The following is a 19861-nucleotide window of genomic DNA, read 5'->3' on the forward strand; positions in this document are numbered from 1 at the left end:
CGAGCGATGTATACGATTGGGATAGATGTCGGCGGCACCTACACCGACCTGGTTGCATCAGATCAGTCCGGGCGCACCGTGTTCGCGAAATCGCCGTCCACGCCGGCCGATCAGTCGATCGGCGTCATGGCGGGCCTGGAAGAGCTGGCACGCCGCCTCGGCGTGACGCGCGCGGCGCTGCTCGGCGCCACCGATCGCCTGGTGCATGGCACCACCGTTGCGACCAACGCGCTGCTGGAGCGCAAGGGCGCGAAGGTCGCGCTGCTCACCACCGAGGGCCATCGCGACGTCGTCGAGATGCGCGAGGGACTGAAGCCGGACCGCTACGATCTGCGCACGCCGCCGCCCGAGCCGCTGGTGCCGCGCGAGCGCCGCTTTGGCGTGCGCGAGCGGCTGAAGGCCGACGGCAGCGCGGCCGTTGCGCTCGATGCTATGGCGCTCGGCGATGTCATCGCCGAGGTGAAACGGTCGGGCGCGAGTTCGGTCGCGGTCTGTTTCCTGCACGCCTATCTCAATCCGGAGCACGAGCTTGCCGCGGTCGAGCGCCTCGCGAAGGAATTGCCCGATGTCAGCGTGTCGCGTTCCAGCGACGTGCTGCCGCAGATCAAGGAATATGAGCGCGTCTCGACGACCATTGTGAACGCCTATGTCGCGCCGACGGTGCGGCGCTATCTCACCAATCTGGAGACGAGCCTCGGCGAGGCCGGCTTCAAGGGCTCGCTGTTCGTGGTGCTGTCGCATGGCGGCATGGCGCCGGTGGAGGAGGCCTCGCGGCTTGCCGCGGGCACCGTGCTGTCCGGTCCGGCCGGCGGCATCTCCGGCAGCCGCCGCTGCGCCGAGATGCTCGGCATTCCCGATCTCGTGCCGTTCGACATGGGCGGCACCTCGACCGACATCTCCCTGATTGCCGACGGTGCGGCCTCGCTCTCCGCCGACGGCATGCTCGCCGGCCAGCGCATCGCGCTGCGCAGCCTCGACATCGCCAGCATCGCGGCCGGCGGCGGCTCGATCGCGAGCGTCGACGGCGGCCGCACGCTGCGGGTCGGCCCGGAGAGCGCGGGCTCGGTGCCGGGCCCGGCCTGCTACGGCAATGGGGGCACGGCTGCCACCGTCACCGATGCCAATGTCGTGCTCGGCTATCTCGATGCCGCCGCCTTCATGGGCGGCGCGCGGCCACTCGATCGCGCGGCCTCGGATGCCGCGGTGGATCGCATCGCCGAGGCGCTCGGCCTGTCGCGCATCGAGGCGGCGGCCGGCATCTACAAGATGATCAACCTGAAGATGGCCGACGGCATCCGCCTGATGACTTTGCGCCGCGGCGTCGATCCGCGCAAGTTCGCGCTGCTCAGTTTCGGCGGCGCCGCCGGCATGCATGCGGCGGAAGTCGCGCGCGAGCTCGAGATCAGGCGCATCATCGTGCCGACGGTGGCCTCCGTGCTGTCGGCCTGGGGCATGCTGACCAGCGATCTGCGCTACGAGGTCAGCCGCACCCATTACGGCACGGGCCGGATTTCCGCGGGCGAGGTGCGCAGCCTGTTCGCCGCGCTGGAGGAGCAGGCCGCCGGCCGGCTGCGCTCCTGGTTCAAGGGCGACATCGCGATCGAGCGCTCGGCCGAGATGCGCTATGGCGAGCAGGTGTTCGAGATCGACGTGCCGTTCGGCGAGCTCGATCTCGACGCTGCCGATCTGGTGGCGCAGATCGAGGACCGCTTCCACCGCCGCCACGAGGAACTCTACACCTATGCCTCGCGCGGGCAGGAGGTGGTGTTCGTCAACGCCCGAGTCGCCGCGGTCGGCAAGGTGGCGCCCGCTGGCCGCGATGTCGGCGAAGCCACGTCCGCGACAGGCTGCACGCCGCGCGGCAAGCGGCAGGCCTGGCTCGGCGCCTGGCGCGAGGTGCCGGTCTATGCGCTCGACGATCTCGGGCCCGGCCACACGCTCACAGGTCCCGCGATCATCGAGGCCGAGACCACGACGGTATTGGTCGATACAGATGACCGCGTGACCGTCAATCCGCTGGGCTGGCTCGATATAACATTGCGCTGAGGCGGGCCGCCGCCATCAACATTTCATTTTTCCGACGTTGGCTTGGGCGATAAGGTTGGATCGCTCGGGAGGAGCGCCGGCAGCGCCGGCGTTTTGGCGATGTTGATGCAAACAAGACGACAAACCTTGTTTTCGACCCTTCTTGTCGGCGTCTCGCTGCTGCTCGCTGCGCCGTTGCACGCACAGCAGGCGCAGAGCCCGGCCGACACCGACATCCGCATCGGCAATGTCATGCCCTACACCGGGCCGCTGGCGGCGTTTGCGACCATCGGGCGGGCCGAGTCGGCCTATTTCGACATGGTCAACGAGCGCGGCGGCATCAACGGCCGCAAGGTCAAATTCATCTCGGTCGACGACAGCTCCAATCCGAAGACCGCGCTGGAGCAGACCCGCGATCTCGTCGAGCAGCAGAACGTGCTGATGATGTTCGGCTCGTTCGGCACGCCGGGCAATCTGGCGGTGCGCAAATATCTCAACGAGAAGAACGTCCCGCAGCTGTTCGTCGCGTCCGGCGACGAGGAGTGGGCGCACCCCAAGGCCTGGCCGTGGACCATGGGCTGGCAGCCGACCTTCCGTGCCGAGGGGCGGATCTACGCCAACTACATCCAGGCGGCCTATCCCAATCGCAAGATCGCGGTGCTGTGGCAGAACGACCAGTTCGGCCGCGACCTGTTCCGCGGCTTGCAGGAAGGGCTCGGCGACACCGCCGGCATGATCGTCGCCGATCTCGCATTCGACGCCACGGAGACGCGGATCGAGAACCAGCTCGGCATCCTGAAGGCCTCCGGCGCTGACATCCTGGTATTCGACGGCGCCCCGGCGATCGCCGCCCGCGCGATCCGGGTCGTGGCCGGGATGGACTGGCATCCGGTGTTCATCCTCGACAATGCCTCGGCCTCGATCGCCAGCGCCCTGCAGCCGGCCGGGCTGCAGAACTCGCTCGGCGTGATCTCGACCTCGTTCCTGAAGGACGCCGGCGATGCTGCCTGGAAGGACGATCCGCACATCAAGGCGTGGGACGCCTTCATGGACAGATATTTCCCCGATGGCGACAAGGACGACATCTACGCCGTGTTCGGCTACGCCGCCGCCGACACGCTGCTCCAGGTGCTGCGCCAATGCGGCGACGATTTCTCGCGCGAGAACATCATGCGGCAGGCTGCCTCGCTGAAGAATTTTCAGAGCCCGATCGCGCTGCCGGGGATCGTGATCAACACCGGGCCGAACGATTTCCGCCCGATCAAGCAGATGCGCCTCGTACAGTTCGACGGCAACGCCTGGCAACCGATCGGCGACGTGATCGAGAGCGCGTTCACGACCGTGCGCGAGGATAATTAGCTTCCGTCGTCCCGGCGAAGGCCGGGACCCATTACCCCAACTGTCAGTTGGTGTGCCTCGCTGGGGCAACGATTTGCTTTTCACACCACGCAGCGGTGGTTATGGGTCCCGGCCTTCGCCGGGACGACGATGTTGTGGGAGTGGGCTCAACAACCGCCTACTTCTTCAGTCCGTAGTTCAGCAGCCCGCCCTTGTTCTTCGGCGGATGGGCACGCAGGCCTTCCTCGTTCGGCTCGGTGCCCCAGCCCGGGCGATCCGGAATCACCAGATGGCCGTCGACGAATTCCGGCACGTGCGTGAACAACTCGTGGTCCCAGGCCAGGCGGTCGATATCCGTCTCCATGATCCGCAAATTCGGCACCGCCGCGCAGAAATGCGCGTTCATCATGGTGCAGAGGTGGCCATAGAAATTATGCGGCGCGACGTTGACCTCGAAATGCTCGGCGGCGGCCGCGATCTTCATCGACTGCCAGACCCCGTTCCACGGCGTATCGATGATCGCGACGTCCATCGCCTGCTCGGTGAAATAGGGCAGGAATTCGCGCAGGCCCAAGAGCGTCTCGCAGGATGAGATCGGATGCGGGCTCTGGCGGCGGATATAGCCGAGTGCCTGCGGGTTGAAGGTGTCGATCTCGACCCAGAACATGTCCATCTTCTCGATGGCGCGCAGGATCTTCAGGTAACCCTCGGTCTTGGCGTTGAAGTTGAGGTCGAGTAGCAGGTCGACATCCGGCCCGGCGCCGTCGCGGATGGCTTCCAGGTGCATGCAGAGATTGCGCAGCACATCGCGGTCGACGTTGATCTCGGGCTGGAACGGCGAGCCGAAGCCGGGGCGCCAGCCCTGCGGCTTGCCGTCGGTGTAGAGGAAGATGTTGGTCTTCATCGCCGAGAATTTCTTCTCGCGCACCTCGGCCCCGATCGCCTTGACGCCGTCGAGATCGGTAATGGCCGGCTTGTACCAGTCGGGATGATTGATGCGCCAGGTCGCGCAATGCGACCAGTAGACCCGGATGCGGTCGCGGATCTTGCCGCCGAGCAGATCGTAGCAGGGTACGCCAAGCGCCTTGGCCTTGACGTCGAGCAGCGCGTTCTCGATCGCGCCTAACGCCAGCGCCACCACGCCGCCGGCGGCCGGACGCGTCGCGGCGAACAGGTCGACGTAGATCCGCTCATGCTGGAATGCGTTCTTGCCGACCACCCGTGCCGACAGGCGTTCGATTGCCGCGGTCACGCCGGGCGCGCCGAAGCCCTCGTCATACTCGCTCCAGCCGACCAGCCCGTCCTCAGTCGTCACCTTGACGAAATGATAATTCCGCCAGCCGGCATCGCAGGCGAGCGTTTCGACGGACTTGATTGTGGTAGCCTTGCTCATGTGTTCCCCCGACGCGCAGTGTTGTTTGTTGAGGGATACAATAGCGCATCGAGCAATGCATCATCCGCACGGCGCCAGACCGCCAGCGCAGATGAGCGGGACGCGCGGTACAATTGGTCATGCTCACGACCTCCCGACCGTCGCCGTGAGGAGCGCGCTCTTGCGCGCGTCTCGAAGGGTCGACGGCCCGGCATTCTCCACGCGGATATGGACTTTCTCCGCGCGGACGCAGCACGGCCGTGCATCCTTCGAGACGGCCGCGTTGCGGCCTCCTCAGGATGAGGGGAGGAGAGCGTAGTCTCCATTTCGCGTATTCCGTCGAGCGGAAGAAATTTCCACTTGCATCACACTGTCAGCGCGGCTTCAAGTTCAGGCAACAAGAAACTGAATCAGCCATCGTCATCGGCTGGTCATTTTGTCGCGAGGGAACGTGATGGGCGCGTTGTCGCATCTGCGGATCATCGAGGTCGGAAGTGCGGCCGCGACCAGCTATTGCGCGCGGCTGTTCGCCGATTTCGGCGCCAACGTGCAGAAGGTCGAGCCGCCGCACGGCGATCCGTTGCGCCGCACCGCGCCGCTGACGCCGAAGGGGCAGAGCGCGTGGTTCGCGTTCCTCAACTTCAACAAGTCGAGCGTCGTGCTCGGCAAGGATGACGCAGCGCGTCTGCACGAGCTGATCGCCGGCTGCGATATCCTGCTCGACGGGCGCGGCATCGATGCGGCGGATTGTCCCGCGATCGATCTCGATGCGATCAAGCGAGACAATCCCGGCCTGATCCATCTCGATCTTTCCTGGTTCGGCGATCGCGGCCCCTACGCCAATTTCGCTGCGACCGACTCCACGATCCGCGCGTTGACCGGGCTGATAAAACTGGTCGGACCTGAAGAGGGGCCGCCGATGCACGCGCCGGATTTCCAGACCGGCATCCTGGGCGGGCTGTGGGGCTTCATTGCCGCGGGCTCCTCGGTGCTCGGCCGCATGCAGGATGGGCGCGGGCGAACCAGCCATCTCAGCCTGTTCGAGGCCAGCATCGCCGTCACCGAATACATCATGTTCGAGGCGTTCCAGCGCGGCGACATCATGCGGCGGATCGGCGTCAACCGGTTCTGGCCGACTTTCCCAGTCGGTATCTATGAGACGAAGCAGGGCTGGCTCGGCGTCACCACGGTGACCCCGGCGCAGTGGCGCGCGTTCTGCGAGATGCTCGGGCTCGCCGAGCTGGGCAGCGATCCTTCGCTGGTCATGGGCGTCGACCGGCTCAAGCATGTCGCCGAGATCGAAGCGAAAATCCTGCCGAGGCTGAAGCAGCGCACCGCGCAGGAATGGTTCGCCGAGGGGTTGAAGCGCAAGATCCCGATCGTGCCGGTGCCGGAGATATCCGATCTCATCGCCGACGAGGAGAAGCGTGCCCGCGGCGCCATCGTGCCGGTTTCGATCGGCGAAGAGACCGGTTTCAGCGCCGGTACCATGCAGCGGCTGACGGCAACGCCGCCGCTGCGCGGCGGGCGCGTTCCCACCATCGGCGAGCAGCAAGCTAAGCGCGAGGTCACACCGCGTGCGCCGATGCCGAAGCCGGCCGCAACCAGCCGCCTGCCGCTCGAAGGTGTTCGTGTCGTCGATTTCTCGATGGGCTGGGCCGGGCCGATCTGCACCCGCACGCTGGCCGATCTCGGCGCCGACGTCATCAAGATCGAGGCGATCCAGTATCCGGACTGGTGGCGCGGCGTCGACCGCCGGCCGGCCTATGTGCTGGAGCAGATGTACGAGAAGTCGGTGCGTTACTGCATCATGAACCGCAACAAGCGCGGCATCACGCTCGACCTGACCCGGCCGAAGGGTCTCGCGCTGGCGAAGCGCCTGCTCGCCGATGCCGACCTCGTGGTCGACAATTATTCGGTCGAGGTGCTGCCGAAGCTCGGCCTCGGCTATGAGGTGCTGAGCAAGATCAATCCGAAGCTGGTGATGATGTCGATGTCGGCGTTCGGCGCCGGCAGCGTGCATCGCGACTGCCGCGCCTATGGCTCGACGCTGGAGCAGGGCTCGGGCCTGCCGAGCGTGGTCGGCGACCCCAGTGGGCCGCCGGTGATGAGCCACACCGCCTTTGGCGATGCTGTCGGAGGCCTCAACGGCTGTACGGCGGTGCTCACCGCGCTGATCCACGCCAGGCTCACCGGGCAGGGCCAGTTCATCGATCTCGCGCAGATCGAATGCATGATGCCGTTCGCCGCGCCCTGGATCGTGGCGCATTCGATCGACGGCAAGCCGCCGGCGAAATACGGCAACCGCCATCCGGATCTGGTTCCACATGGCTGTTTCCGCTGCGCCGGCGAGGACAACTGGATCGTGGTCGCGGCCTCCGATGACGCGATGTGGCCGCAGTTGGCGCGGCTGCTCGGCCGCGCCGACTGGGCGGCCGACGGCGCGCTTGCGACGGCCGCAGGCCGCCGCGCGATCGAGTCCGAGATCGAGGCCGCGATCACCGCCTGGACTTCGGCGTGCGATCCTGACGATGCGATGGCCGCGCTGCAGGCCGCCGGTGTCGCGGCCGGCGTGGCACGGCTGCCGATCGAACTGTTGGATGACCCGCAGCTGCGTGCGCGCGGCTTCATCCAGGAGGTCGACCGCGCCTTCATCGGACCGCATCCGCAACCGTCGGTGCCGTTCCGCGAGGGCGTCGCGCCGTTCGCGATCCGCTCGGTGCCGCCGACGCTCGGCGAGCACAATCGCGAGATCCTCGGCGGCATGCTCGGCCTCTCCGACGCCGAGCTTGCAGAGCTGGCGCAAGAGGGCATCATCGGCACCGAGATGCTGATGGAGGAGCAGCTGGTGAGAGAGAAGCAGCGGGCGGCAGGCTGATGGGGATAGGCCAGCCGGCACAGCGTGGGGCGGAGGGTGCGCGCGACGGCGCGCGGCCGCTCATGTCGGTGCGCGGGCTCGGCATCCGCTTCAAGACCGCGCAGGGTGTCTGGCAGGCGACCCGCAAGATCGACTTCGACATCGCGCCCGGCGAGCGGGTCGGCATCGTCGGCGAGAGCGGCTGCGGCAAGACCATCACGGGTCTGTCGATCCTGCGGCTGTTGCCGGGCAATTTCGCCGGCCTCGACGGCAAGATCCTGTTCGACGGCATCGATCTCGCCTCCTGCAGCGCGCGGCAGATGCGCGCCATCCGGGGAAAACGGATCGCGATGATCTTCCAGGAGCCGATGAGCGCGCTCGATCCCGTCTTCACCGTCGGTCACCAGATCGCCGAGACGCTGCGCGTTCACACCGATATCAGCTACGATGAGGCGCGGGCGAAGACGCTGGAGATGCTGCGCCGGGTCGGCATCGCCTCGCCGGAGCGACGGATCGACGACTATCCGCACCAGCTCTCCGGCGGCATGCGCCAGCGTGTGATGATCGCCGCCAGCCTGATCTGCGGGCCGCAGTTGCTGATCGCCGACGAGCCGACCACGGCGCTCGATGTCACGGTGCAGGCACAGATCCTCGAACTGCTGCGCGATATCAGCCAGACCTCGCACACCGCGTTGATGCTGATCACGCACGATCTCGGCGTCGTCGCCGAGATCTGCACGCGGATGATCACGATGTATGCCGGCGAGGTGATCGAGGATGCCTCGGTGGATGAAGCGCTGGTGCGGCCGCTGCATCCCTACACGTCGGGGCTGCTGCGCTCGCTGCCGCATTTGTCGCCGCGGCACGGCCGGCTGCCGTCGATCCCGGGCCGGGTGCCGTCGATCGCCGAGATGCCGAATGGTTGCCGCTTCCGCGCCCGCTGCTCGCATGCCGTGAAGGGCTGCGAGGCCGAGCAGCCGTTGCAGGAGGCCGGCGGCGGCCGCCGCGTGCGCTGCTGGCGCTTTGCCGAGCTCAATCTGCCCGGTGCGCTGCATCCGCCCGAGAGCGCGGCCCCCGCGATGGTCGCGCGACAATGACCGCAGCACCCGCCGAGCCCCGCCGCGAGCCCATCGTCTCGGTGCGCGACCTCCAGGTCCGCTTCCAGACCACGGACCGCCGCGCCACCGTGAAGGCGGTCGACGGCGTCAATTTCGACGTCCGCCGCGGCGAGACGTTCGGCATCATCGGCGAGTCAGGCTCCGGCAAGACCACGATCGGCCGCGCGCTGGTGTTTCTCTTGAAGCCGAGCGCCGGGGCGATCCTGCATGACGGCATCGATCCGACGGCATTGTCGCGCAGCGCGTTCCAGAGCCACCGCCGCGACTACCAGATCATCTTCCAGGATCCCAACGCCGCGCTGAATCCGCGCATGACCATCCTGGCCTCGGTGCTGGAACCGCTGGAGCTTGCCCGCGTCGGCAGCCGCGCTGAGCGCGAGCGGCAGGCGAGGGAGGCGCTGGAGCGCGTCGGCCTGCCGCAAGAGTTCGGCGAGCGCTATCCGCACCAACTCTCCGGCGGCCAGAAGCAACGCGTCGTGATCGCCCGCGCGCTGACCTTGCGGCCGAAGCTGATCGTGTGCGACGAGGTGGTGGCGGCGCTCGACATGTCGATCCGCGGCGACGTGCTCAACCTGTTCGCCGATCTGCAGCGCGACCTCGGCCTGACTTACGTGTTCATCACCCATGATCTCGCCGTGGTCTCGCATATCAGTGAGCGCGTCGCGGTGATGTATCTTGGGCAGTTCGTCGAGCTCGGCCCGACCGAGGCGGTCGCCGAGCGGCCGCTGCACCCCTACACCATCGCGCTGTTGTCGGCCGAACCACGACCATTGCCATCATCGATGCGGACCGATGCGCGCATCGTGCTGCAAGGCGAGGTGCCGAGTCCCATCGATCCGCCGTCAGGTTGTCGCTTCCGGACCCGCTGCCCGCATGCGCAAGCACTCTGCGCCGAGCGCGCGCCGGACTGGCGCGAGCTGAAACCCGATCACTGGGTGGCCTGCCACTTCGCCGACCGTCCGAATTTTTCGCCGAACTGACAACATTGGAGAACACGCCATGACGATGACGACACGACGCGAGGCCATGGCGCTGATCTCGGGTGCGCTGGCCAGCACCACGCTCGGCAGCCGCGCCTTCGCGGAAGGCGCGCCGAAGAAGGGCGGCATCTTGCGCATCTCCGCGCCCGCCAACCCGTCGAGCCTCGACCCCGCGACCGGCGGCGCCGGCTCCGATCACGCGTTTCTGTTCACGATGTACGACACGCTGACCGAGTGGGAATTCGACACGCTGAAGCCGAAGCCGGGGCTAGCCGAAAGCTGGAAGTTCACCGATCCGACCACGCTGGTGCTCAACATCCGCGCCGGGGTGACCTTCCATGACGGCACGCCGCTCGACGCGGAGGCGGTGAAGTTCAACCTCGAGCGCAACCGGAGCGACGCGAAGTCGAACATCAAGGCCGATCTGTTGTCGGTGTCCTCGGTCGAGGTCACCGGACCTCAACAGGTGACGCTGAAACTGAAGCAGCCGGACACCGCGCTGCCCGGCATCCTCTCCGACCGCGCCGGCATGATGGTGTCGCCGACGGCGCTGAAGGCGGCCGAGGGCGGCGTCGTGACGCGCAAGCCGGTCGGCGCCGGTGCCTATGCGTTCGTCAGCTGGGCCGACGGCGAGAAGATCGTGGTCAAGCGCAACGAGAAATACTGGAAGCCGAACCGGCCCTATCCTGATGGCATCGAGCTTTCGATCATCCCCGAGCTCACCACCGGCGCACGCTCGGTGACGGCCGGGCAGAACGATTTGATCTACCAGCTGCCGCCGCGGCAGAAGGCGATCATCGAGCGCGCCTCGAGCGTCAAGACCGTGAACGGCCCGACGCTCTACGTGTTCCAGATCTTCCTCAACTGGGCCAAGCCGCCGTTCGACAATCTCAAGGTCCGCCAAGCCTTCAACTATGCGATCGACCGCGAGTCGTTCGTCAAGGCCGCGCTCGCCGGCCTCGCCGAGCCCGCCTACATGAACCTGCCGAAGGCGCACTGGGCTCACGATGCCGAGGTAGCAAAGCTTTATCCTTATGATCCCGCCAAGGCGCGCGCGCTGCTCGCCGAGGCCGGCTTCAAGGAGGGCACCACGATCGAGCTCGGCGGCTATCCGGATCAGGATTCGGTGCAGCGCCAGGAGATCCTGATCGAGCAGTTCCGCAAGGCCGGAATGAACGTGCGCTTCGTCAACGCGCCGATTGCCGAAGCTTCCGCCTCGTTCTTCGGCCCGGAAAAGAAAGGTTCCGGCCTGCTCGCGGCCTGGACCGGGCGGCCGGATCCGAGCCTGACCTACTCGCTGATGTTCACCAAGGACGCCTATTACAATGGCGGCCGCGCGCCGGTGCCGCCGGAGCTGGAAGCCGCGATCAAGGAGTCGCGCGCCTCGGAGGACATCGAGACCAGGCGCAAGGCGTTCTCCACCGTGCAGCGGCTGGTGATGGAAAACGCTTTCGTCGCGCCGCTGGCGTTCCAGTTCGAGCTGGTCGCGATGAACAAGAAGGTGCAGGGCTATCGCCCGAACCTGCTCGGCAAGCCGAAATACGACGACGTCTGGCTGGAGAGCTGAGCAAATGGCGCGACGGTCACCGGTCAAGGTCATCGGCAGTCGCCTGCTGCAGGCGCTGCCGGTGATCCTGCTCGCGACCTTCATGGTGTTTGCGCTGCTCAAGCTGGTGCCCGGCGACATTGCCGTGACGCTCGCCGGCGACAACGCCACCGATGCGCGGATCGCCGAGATCAAGAACATCTACGGTCTCGACCGTCCGTTCCTGGTGCAATACGGCGCCTGGCTCGGCCATGTCGTGCAGGGCGATCTCTCGCAGTCGTTGCTGTCGGGCGAGAAGGTCGCGGATTCCATCGGCCGCGCGTTCCCGAACACGCTACTGATCGTCGTGATCGCGCTGGTGCTGGCGCTCGTCACGGGCATCCCGATGGGTGTGCTCGCTGCGATCAAGCCGAACGGCTGGATCGACAAGCTGATCAGCATGCTCGCCTCGCTCGGCGTCGCGGTGCCCGGCTTCTGGCTCGCCATGATCCTGGTCGCGGAATTCTCGCTGAAGCTGAACTGGCTGCCGGCGACCGGCGCCAAATCCTTCGCCGCTTCGCCGATCGATGCGATCAGGCACGCGCTGTTGCCCGGCATCGCGATCGCGGCCTACGGCATGGCCGAGGTCGCACGTCAGCTGCGCGGCGCGCTGCTCGAGGTGCTGTCGTCGCAATATGTCCGCACCCTGCATGCCAAGGGACTGTCGATGTCGCGCATCCTGTGGCAGCACGGGTTGAAGAATGTCAGCGTCAATTTGCTGACCATCATCAGTCTCCTCGTCAACCGCATGCTGGCGGCCACCGTGGTGATCGAGGCGGTGTTCGCGATCCCCGGTCTCGGCAGCCTAATCGTGCGCGGCGCGATCCAGCGCGATTTCCCGATCGTGCAGGGCGTCGTCTTCACCATGGTGGTGGTGGTGATCGTGGTCAACCTGGTCACCGACCTGCTGTGCGCCGCGGTCGATCCGAGGATCGAGCAATGACCGACACCGCGCTCGCTCCGCTCCGGACCCCGGCGAAGCCGACGGCGCTGCGTCGCTTGGTGCGCTGGCTGGTCGGCGATCTCCGCGCCGCGCTGTCGATCCTGGTGCTGCTGGTGCTGGTGATCGTCGCGATCGGCGCGCCGTGGATCGCGCCCTACGCGCCGACCGCGCAGGACGTCAACAACATGCTGGCGCCGCCGGGCCCCGGCCATCTGCTCGGCACCGACGATCTCGGTCGCGATGTGCTGTCGCGCCTGATCTACGGCGCGCCGGCCACCGTCTATGCCAGCCTGCTCGCGGTCGGCGTCGCGGTTCTGATCGGGCTCCCGGTCGGCCTCGTCGCCGGCTATTTCGGCGGCTGGATCGACGACATCATCAGCCGCGTCATCGACACCTTCCTTTCGTTTCCCGCGATCGTGCTCGCGATCGCCGTCACCGGCGCGCTCGGCATTGGGCTCACCAACGGCATGATCGCGGTCGGCATCACGATGTTTCCGGCGCTGGCCCGCATCGTCCGCGCCCGCACCCTGATCGTGCGGCAGGAGCTCTATGTCGACGCTTCGCGCGGCTTCGGCGCGCCGACCTGGCATGTGCTGTGGCGCCACGTGCTGCCGAACACGCTGCAGCCTGTCATCGTGCAGGTGACGCTGCTGCTCGCCGCGGCGCTGCTCGCCGAAGCCAGCCTGTCGTTCCTCGGCCTCGGCATCCAGCCGCCGAATCCGAGCTGGGGCGCCATGCTGGCACGTGCCTATCAATACATGGAGATCGCCCCGGAGCAGATGTACGCCCCGGGCCTCGCCATCCTGTTCGTCTCGCTGGCGTTCAACGCGCTGGGCGAGTCCTTGCGTATCGTGCTCGATCCGACCATGAAGGATCGTTGAGCTAACCCGGAACCGGCCATGTCCTTCAAGAAATTGCTGATCGCCAACCGCGGAGAGATCGCCATCCGCATTGCCCGCGCCGCTGCTGAAAGCGGCCTCGCCACGGTCGCGATCTATCCCGCCGACGATGCAGCCTCGCTGCATGTCCGCTCTGCCGACGAGGCGCGGGAGGTCCCCGGCCACGGCGCGCGCGCCTATCTCGACATCGAGGCGGTGATTGCGGCGGCGAAGGAAACCGGCTGTGACGCGCTGCATCCGGGCTACGGATTCCTCAGCGAGAACGCAGCGCTGGCGCGGCGCTGTGCCGAGGAGAAGATCGCCTTCGTCGGCCCGTCGCCGGAGGCGCTCGATCTGTTCGGCGACAAGGCCACGGCCAAGGCGCTGGCGAAGAAATGCGGCGTGCCGATCATTGCCGGCACCTCGGGCGCAACCGCGCTGGACGAGGCAAGAGCCTTCTTCGCCTCGCTCGGCGCGAACGCGGCCGTGATGATCAAGGCGATCGCCGGCGGCGGTGGGCGCGGCATGCGGGTGGTCGAGGACGGGACAAAACTCGCGGAAGCCTATGCACGGTGCCAGTCGGAGGCCAAGGCGGCATTCGGCAGCGACGCCGTCTATGTCGAGCGGCTGATCCGCAAGGCGCGCCATATCGAGGTGCAGATCATCGGTGACCGCCACGGCGCGACCTCTCATCTCTGGGAGCGCGAATGCACCATCCAGCGCCGCAACCAGAAACTCATCGAGGTGGCGCCGAGCCCGTCGCTCAGCGATGGCTTGCGCGCCCGCATCATCGAGGCGGCCAAGCAGCTCGCGGCCGCCGCGCGCTACGACAATCTCGGCACCTTTGAATTCCTTGTCGATGACGAGGCAGAGGAAAGCAAGGGCGAAGGCGAGGGTGCCTTTGCCTTCATCGAAGCCAATCCGCGGCTGCAGGTCGAGCATACCGTCACCGAAGCGGTGCTCGGCGTCGACCTGGTGCGCGCGCAGCTCGCGGTTGCCGCCGGCGCCACACTGGCCTCGCTCGGCCTTGCGCAATCAACCGTGCCTTTGCCGCGCGGCTATGCCATGCAGCTTCGCGTCAACATGGAGGTGATGGACGAGAAGGGCGTGACCAAGCCGACCGGCGGCACGCTCAATGTGTTCGACCTGCCGTCCGGCCCCGGCGTCCGCGTCGATACGTTCGGCTATTCCGGCTACCGCACGAGCGCCGCCTTCGACTCGCTGCTGGCAAAGGTCATCGTGCATTCGTCGAGCGCGAAATGGGCCGACGTGGTGCACAAGGCATCGCGCACCTTGCGCGAATTCCGCATCGGCGGCGTTGCTACCAACATCCCGTTCCTCGGTGCGGTGCTGGCGCATCAGAGCTTTGCCCGCAACAAGATCAGCACCAATTTCATCGATACCCATGTCGCGGCGCTGGTCGGCGCGGCGAAGGAGCTTGCCGCGCCGCTGGTCGGGGTGAGCGAGGCGGCGGCGACGAAGGTCGCCGTCGCCGAAGCCGCGCCCGAAGGATCGCTGCCGGTGCCGGCGCCACTGCAGGGCACGATCGTGGTGATCGAGGTTGCGGAGGGCGATCTGGTCCGCCCTGGCCAGCAGATCGCGGTGCTGGAATCGATGAAGATGGAGCATCTGGTCGCCGCGCCGCACGGCGGACGGGTGACCAAGATCGCGGGCGGGGCAGGCCTCACGCTGATGCACGGCGAGCCGATCCTGTTCATCGAACCCGCCGAGGTCGACGGCCACACCGCGGAGCAGGAGGCGGCGATCGATCTCGATCACATCCGCCCCGATCTGGCCGAGTTGATCGCGCGAAAGGCGATCACATTGGACGAGAACCGCCCGGCCTCGGTCGAGCGCCGCCGCAAGACCAACCAGCGCACTGCGCGCGAGAACGTCGCGGATCTGGTCGATGAGGGCTCGTTCGTCGAATACGGCTCGCTCGCGATCGCGGCGCAGCGCCGCCGCCGCAAGGTCGAGGACCTCATCAAGAACACGCCGGCTGATGGCCTGATCGCCGGCGTCGCCACCGTCAACGCGAAGGACTTCGGCCCCGAAGGCGCGCGCTGCATGGTGATCGCCTACGATTACACGGTGCTGGCGGGCACCCAGGGCCATATGAACCACAAGAAGATCGACCGCATGCTGACGCTGACCGAGCAGTGGCGGCTTCCGCTGGTGTTCTATGCCGAGGGTGGCGGCGGCCGGCCTGGCGATACCGACCGGCTCGGCATGACCGGCCTCGACGGCCCGTCCTTCGTGCAGTTCGCAAGGCTGTCCGGCCTCGTGCCGGTGGTCGGCATCGTCTCCGGCTACTGCTTTGCGGGCAACGCCGCGATGCTCGGCGTCTGCGACGTCATCATCGCCACCAGGAACGCCTCGATCGGCATGGGGGGCCCCGCGATGATCGAGGGCGGCGGGCTCGGTGTCTATCATCCGGCCGAGGTCGGGCCTGTCAGTTTCCAGTCGCCGAACGGCGTGATCGATATCCTGGTCGAGGACGAGGCCGAGGCGACGACCACCGCGCAAAAATATTTGTCCTACTTCCAGGGCGCGGTGAAGGACTGGAAAGCGCCGGACCAGCGGCTGCTGCGCCGCGCGATCCCGGAGAACCGCCTGCGCGTCTACGACATCCGCAACGTCATCGACCTGATCGCCGACGAAGGCTCGGTGCTGGAGCTGCGGCGCGACTTCGGCGTCGGCATGATCACCGCGTTCATCCGCATCGAGGGCAAGCCGTTCGGCCTGATCGCCAACAACCCAAAACATCTCGGCGGCGCGATCGACGCGCCGGCCGGCGACAAGGCCGCGCGTTTCATGCAGCTCTGCGACGCCTTCGACATCCCGATCATCTCGCTGTGCGATACGCCGGGTTTCATGGTCGGCCCGGAGGCCGAGAAGACCGCGATCGTGCGCCACGTAGCGCGGATGTTCGTCACCGGTGCCAGCATCACCGTGCCACTGTTCGGCGTCGTGCTGCGCAAGGGCTATGGCTTAGGGGCGCAATCGATGATCGGCGGCGGCTTCCACGCCTCGTTCTTCACGGTGGCCTGGCCGACCGGCGAATTCGGCGGCATGGGCCTCGAAGGCTATGTCCGCCTCGGCTTCCGCAAGGAGATGGAGGCGATCGAGGACCTGGTGGAGCGCGAGAAGTATTTCCAGACCAAGGTCGCCGAGCTCTACGCCAACGGCAAGGCGGTCTCGATCGCTTCCGTGCTCGAGATCGACGAGGTGATCGATCCGGCCGACACGCGGCACTGGATCATGGCCGGCCTGCGCTCGGTGCCGAAGGTGGAGCCGCGGGGGACGCGCAAGCGGCCGTGTATCGATGCGTGGTGAGGTGCGTGTAAGACGGTGTCTGGGGCGTACAGCTCCATCACCGTCATCCTGAGGCGCGAGCGGAGCGAGCCTCGAAGGATGAATCGGCCCGGCTGGTGGCCGTCGATCCTTCGAGGCTCGCAAGAGCTCGCACTTCAGGATGACGGGGCTGACAGTGGAGTCACGGACTCGCTGTCGTCCCGGCGAAGGCCGGGACCCATAACCACCGGTGGTCGTTGTCGCGCGACGCTGGGGCCGCGAGCTTTTTTCAACAACACGATCCTGTGGCTATGGGTCCCGGCCTTCGCCGGGACGACAGGTGGAGATAGCTACCCCAACCTCAACTCCGCGTACCCCTTTGCCGCGACCTCGTCGCACCGTGCCCGGTACGCCGGCGCGCTGCCGCTGTAGCGGGCGATGATGCGGGTCTGCTTGCCTTCGACGTTGCGGTTGATGCCGGTCATCCAGGAATCGACCTCGTTGGAGAGCAGGCCGACGCCGAGCGCCTTGACGTGGTCGGTCCAGCCGGCGGTGCCTTCCGGCGTGGCGTCGAGCAGCGTCAGGCCCTTTGCCTGCGCGAAGCGCAGCAGGCCGGTGACCCAGTCGACGCTGTATTCGATGCTGCGCGGGATGTTGCCGAGCGCGGTGTGCGGGCCCATCAGCATCATCATGTTGGGGAAGCCGTCGACCATCAGCCCGAGATAGGTTTCCGGCCCGTGCTTCCACTTGTCCTTCAGCCGTGCGCCGCCGCTGCCGCGGACATCGATCGCATCGAAGCTGCCGGTGATGGCGTCGAAGCCGGTGGCGTAGATGATGATGTCGAACTCGAAATCACGTTCAGTGGTGCGGATGCCCGTCGGCGTGATCGTCTCGATCGGCGTCTCGCTAAGATCGACCAGCTCGACATTGTCCTGGTTGTAGACCTCGAAATAGAAGGTCTCGAGCGGCACGCGGCGGGTGCCGAAGCCGTGGTTTTTCGGGATCAGCTTGTCGGCCACCGCCTGGTCCTTGACCCGCTCGCGGATCTTGCGCGCGATGAAATCGCTGATCGTCGCATTTGCGCTGCGGTCGATCAGGATGTCCTTGAAATTGCCCTGCCAGATGCCGAAGCCGCGCTCGCCATAAAGCTTCTCATAGTTCGCCTCGCGCTCGGCATCGGAGACCTCGAACGCGCCGCGCGGGTCGGGCGTATGGATGAAGCAGGCGAAGGTCTCCTGGCAGCGCGCGAAGATCTCGGGATAGGCGGCCTTGATCTTCGCCTGCGTTGCGGCGTCGATCTTGCCGTTGTGCAGCGGCGCGGCCCAGTTGGCGGTGCGCTGGAACACCGTGAGGTGGCCGACCTCGCTCGCGATGGTCTGGATGGTCTGGATGCCGGTCGCGCCGGTGCCGATCACGGCAACGCGCTTGCCGGCAAAATCCACCTTGTCCTTGGGCCAGCGCGCGGTGTGGAAGGACTCGCCCTTGAAGCTCTCGCGGCCGGCGATGCGCGGCAGCGTCGGCGTCGAGAGCGGACCGATCGCGGTGATCAGGAAGCGGCAGCTATGGCGCGCGCCGCTTTGCAGCGTGACGTCCCAGCTTCGCGTCTCGTCCTGGTAGATCGCGGACGCGACGCGGCACTCGAACTGGATGTCGCGGTGCAAATCGAACTTGTCGGCGACATGATTGCAGTAGCGCAGCGTCTCCGGCTGGCCGGCGAAATGCTCGGACCATTCCCATTCCTGAAGCAGCTCCTTGGAAAAGGAGTAGCCGTAGGAATAGCTCTCGGAATCGAACCGCGCGCCGGGATAGCGATTCCAGTACCAGGTGCCGCCGACGCCGGTGCCGGCCTCGAACACGCGCGCCTTGAGGCCGAGCTCGCGCAGCCGGTAGAGCTGGTACATGCCGGACAGGCCGGCACCGATGATGATGACGTCGTAGTCCAGCGCAGCCGTCTGCGACGGAGTTGTGTCTTGACGCTGTGCGGCCACCTGGCGTTGCTCCCCGGATCAATGATTGCCGACAAGGCTAGCCGGTCTTGCCGTCGCCGACAAACATCGGAAAGCGGGGCTGCCATCGCGATTTGCCGGGGTTTAAGGCCTTTGCGCGACATTCCGTGCGGCGGACCGCGCGCCCCGCGGCTTTACTCCGCCGCCGGATTCCCTCTATCGTCGCGGCGTCAAATCGCCCGCCAAGCGGCGACGGAACCAGCGGGAGGACGCGATGGGAGAGGCGTTGCGCAGGCCGACATCCACAGATGTCAGCGATCCCCACCTTTACCAGGATGACACCTGGCGTCCGCTGTTCGCGCAGCTCCGCCGCGACGATCCCGTGCATTACTGCGAGGCTTCGCCCTACGGCCCCTATTGGTCGGTGACGCGCTACGACGACATCTTCGCCGTCGAGCTGGATCACCAGAATTATTCCTCGGCCTCCGAGCTCGGCGGCATCCAGGTCGCCGACCAGCCGAAGGGGCAGGAGCGGCCGAGCTTCATCCGGATGGACCCGCCCGGCCACACCGCGCAGCGCCGTACGGTGGCGCCGATCGTGGCGCCGTCCAACCTTGCCAATTTCGAGACGCTGATCCGCAGCCGCACTGCCGCCGTGCTGGACGCGCTGCCGCGTGGCGAGACGTTTGATTGGGCCGAGCGGGTCTCGGTCGAGCTCACCAACATGATGCTGGCGACGCTGTTCGATTTTCCTTATCAAGACCGCGCCAAGCTGACCTGGTGGTCGGACGTCGCGATCGCCAATGTCGAGTCGCCTGACGCCGTCGTGCATTCGGAGGCCGAACGCACCGCCGAGCTGATCAAGATGGGAGAGTATTTCCGCAAGTTGTGGAATGCGCGGGTCGACGCACCGCCGACCTTCGACTTGATCTCGATGCTGGCGCATTCAGAGGCGACGCGGAATCTGGAGCCGCGCGAATTCATCGGCACGATCGGGCTCCTGATCGTCGGCGGCAACGACACCACGCGGAATTCGATGTCGGCGGGGCTGCTGGCGCTGTGCGAGAACCCCGAACAGTTCGAGCTGCTGCGCGCCCGCCGCGAGCTGATCCCGAACCTGGTCTCGGAGACCATCCGCTACCACACGCCGGTGCTGCACATGCGCCGCACCGCGCGCAACGATGTCGAGCTGGCCGGCCGCCTGATCAAAAAGGGCGACAAGGTGGTGATGTGGTACATCTCCGGCAACCGCGACGAGGACAAGATCGAGCGCGCCGACGAATTCATCATCGACCGCGCCAAGCCGCGCCAGCATCTCGCCTTCGGCGCCGGCATCCACCGCTGCGTCGGCGACCGCCTCGCCGAGCAGCAATTGCGCATCCTCTGGGAGGAGGTCCTGCAGCGGGACCTGCGCTTCGAGGTCATGGGCCCACCGCAAAGGCTCTATTCCAATTTCATCCGCGGTATACGAAGCTTGCCGGTGAGAATCGTGAATTGATTATGCGTAGGCGTCATTCCGGGATGG

At 66.4% G+C, this 19861-nt stretch carries 12 protein-coding genes; 10 read left to right on the plus strand and 2 right to left on the minus strand.

Annotation, left to right across the window (positions count from 1 at the left end; translation table 11 throughout):
* The first annotated feature begins 6 nt into the window (after window positions 1–6).
* Together JQ633_RS16535 and JQ633_RS16540 are read left to right on the plus strand one after the other, a co-directional pair.
* The gene (locus tag JQ633_RS16535) at window positions 7–2046 is read left to right on the plus strand and encodes a hydantoinase/oxoprolinase family protein (protein WP_211986116.1); all 2040 of its coding nucleotides are present in this window, start codon (window positions 7–9) and stop codon (window positions 2044–2046) included.
* Window positions 2047–2151: 105 nt separating this feature from the next.
* Entirely contained in the window at window positions 2152–3384 is a 1233-nt protein-coding gene (locus JQ633_RS16540; RefSeq protein WP_211986117.1) for an ABC transporter substrate-binding protein, read from the plus strand.
* Between the two features lie 157 nt (window positions 3385–3541).
* On the opposite strand, the gene JQ633_RS16545 is transcribed toward JQ633_RS16540, so the two are convergent.
* Window positions 3542–4756 carry a mandelate racemase/muconate lactonizing enzyme family protein gene (locus JQ633_RS16545; protein WP_211986118.1) on the minus strand — a complete coding sequence of 405 codons (1215 nt, stop codon included), beginning with the start codon at window positions 4754–4756 and terminating at the stop codon, window positions 3542–3544.
* A gap of 433 nt (window positions 4757–5189) precedes the next feature.
* On the opposite strand from JQ633_RS16545, the gene JQ633_RS16550 reads away from it, so the two are divergent.
* From JQ633_RS16550 to JQ633_RS16580, 7 genes are read left to right on the plus strand one after another with little or no spacing between them, the layout of a single operon-like run.
* The gene (locus JQ633_RS16550) at window positions 5190–7613 is read left to right on the plus strand and encodes a CaiB/BaiF CoA transferase family protein (RefSeq protein ID WP_211986119.1); all 2424 of its coding nucleotides are present in this window, start codon (window positions 5190–5192) and stop codon (window positions 7611–7613) included.
* The gene (locus tag JQ633_RS16555; protein WP_211986120.1) at window positions 7613–8689 is read left to right on the plus strand and encodes an ABC transporter ATP-binding protein; all 1077 of its coding nucleotides are present in this window, start codon (window positions 7613–7615) and stop codon (window positions 8687–8689) included. Before JQ633_RS16550 ends, JQ633_RS16555 begins: the two co-directional genes overlap by 1 nt.
* Window positions 8686–9690 (plus strand): ABC transporter ATP-binding protein, encoded by a 1005-nt coding sequence (locus tag JQ633_RS16560; protein WP_211986121.1) that lies wholly within the window; start codon window positions 8686–8688, stop codon window positions 9688–9690. The genes JQ633_RS16555 and JQ633_RS16560 overlap by 4 nt, the downstream gene beginning before the upstream one ends.
* Before the next feature lie 19 nt (window positions 9691–9709).
* On the plus strand, window positions 9710–11257 hold the full coding sequence (locus JQ633_RS16565; protein WP_211986122.1) for an ABC transporter substrate-binding protein: 1548 nt from the start codon (window positions 9710–9712) through the stop codon (window positions 11255–11257).
* A gap of 4 nt (window positions 11258–11261) precedes the next feature.
* Window positions 11262–12218, plus strand: a complete 957-nt coding sequence (locus JQ633_RS16570) for an ABC transporter permease (RefSeq protein WP_211986123.1) — start codon at window positions 11262–11264, stop codon at window positions 12216–12218.
* A complete protein-coding gene (locus JQ633_RS16575) occupies window positions 12215–13099 on the plus strand; it encodes an ABC transporter permease (protein WP_211986124.1) in 885 nt (294 codons plus the stop codon). The genes JQ633_RS16570 and JQ633_RS16575 overlap by 4 nt, the downstream gene beginning before the upstream one ends.
* 18 nt (window positions 13100–13117) lie before the next feature.
* Window positions 13118–16432, plus strand: coding sequence for a carboxyl transferase domain-containing protein (locus JQ633_RS16580; RefSeq protein WP_211986125.1), 3315 nt, complete (start codon window positions 13118–13120; stop codon window positions 16430–16432).
* Window positions 16433–16740: 308 nt separating this feature from the next.
* Here the strand turns inward: JQ633_RS16580 and JQ633_RS16585 are convergent, their stop codons facing one another.
* Window positions 16741–18378: a flavin-containing monooxygenase gene (locus JQ633_RS16585; RefSeq protein WP_211986126.1), complete on the minus strand. Its 1638-nt coding sequence runs from the start codon at window positions 18376–18378 to the stop codon at window positions 16741–16743.
* Between the two features lie 232 nt (window positions 18379–18610).
* Here JQ633_RS16585 and JQ633_RS16590 point away from each other — a divergent pair, with 232 nt between their 5' ends.
* Window positions 18611–19834: a cytochrome P450 gene (locus JQ633_RS16590; RefSeq protein WP_211986127.1), complete on the plus strand. Its 1224-nt coding sequence runs from the start codon at window positions 18611–18613 to the stop codon at window positions 19832–19834.
* Window positions 19835–19861: the final 27 nt, after the last annotated feature.

Origin of the sequence: Bradyrhizobium tropiciagri, assembly GCF_018130505.1 — a bacterium.
GTDB lineage: Bacteria > Pseudomonadota > Alphaproteobacteria > Rhizobiales > Xanthobacteraceae > Bradyrhizobium > Bradyrhizobium tropiciagri_B.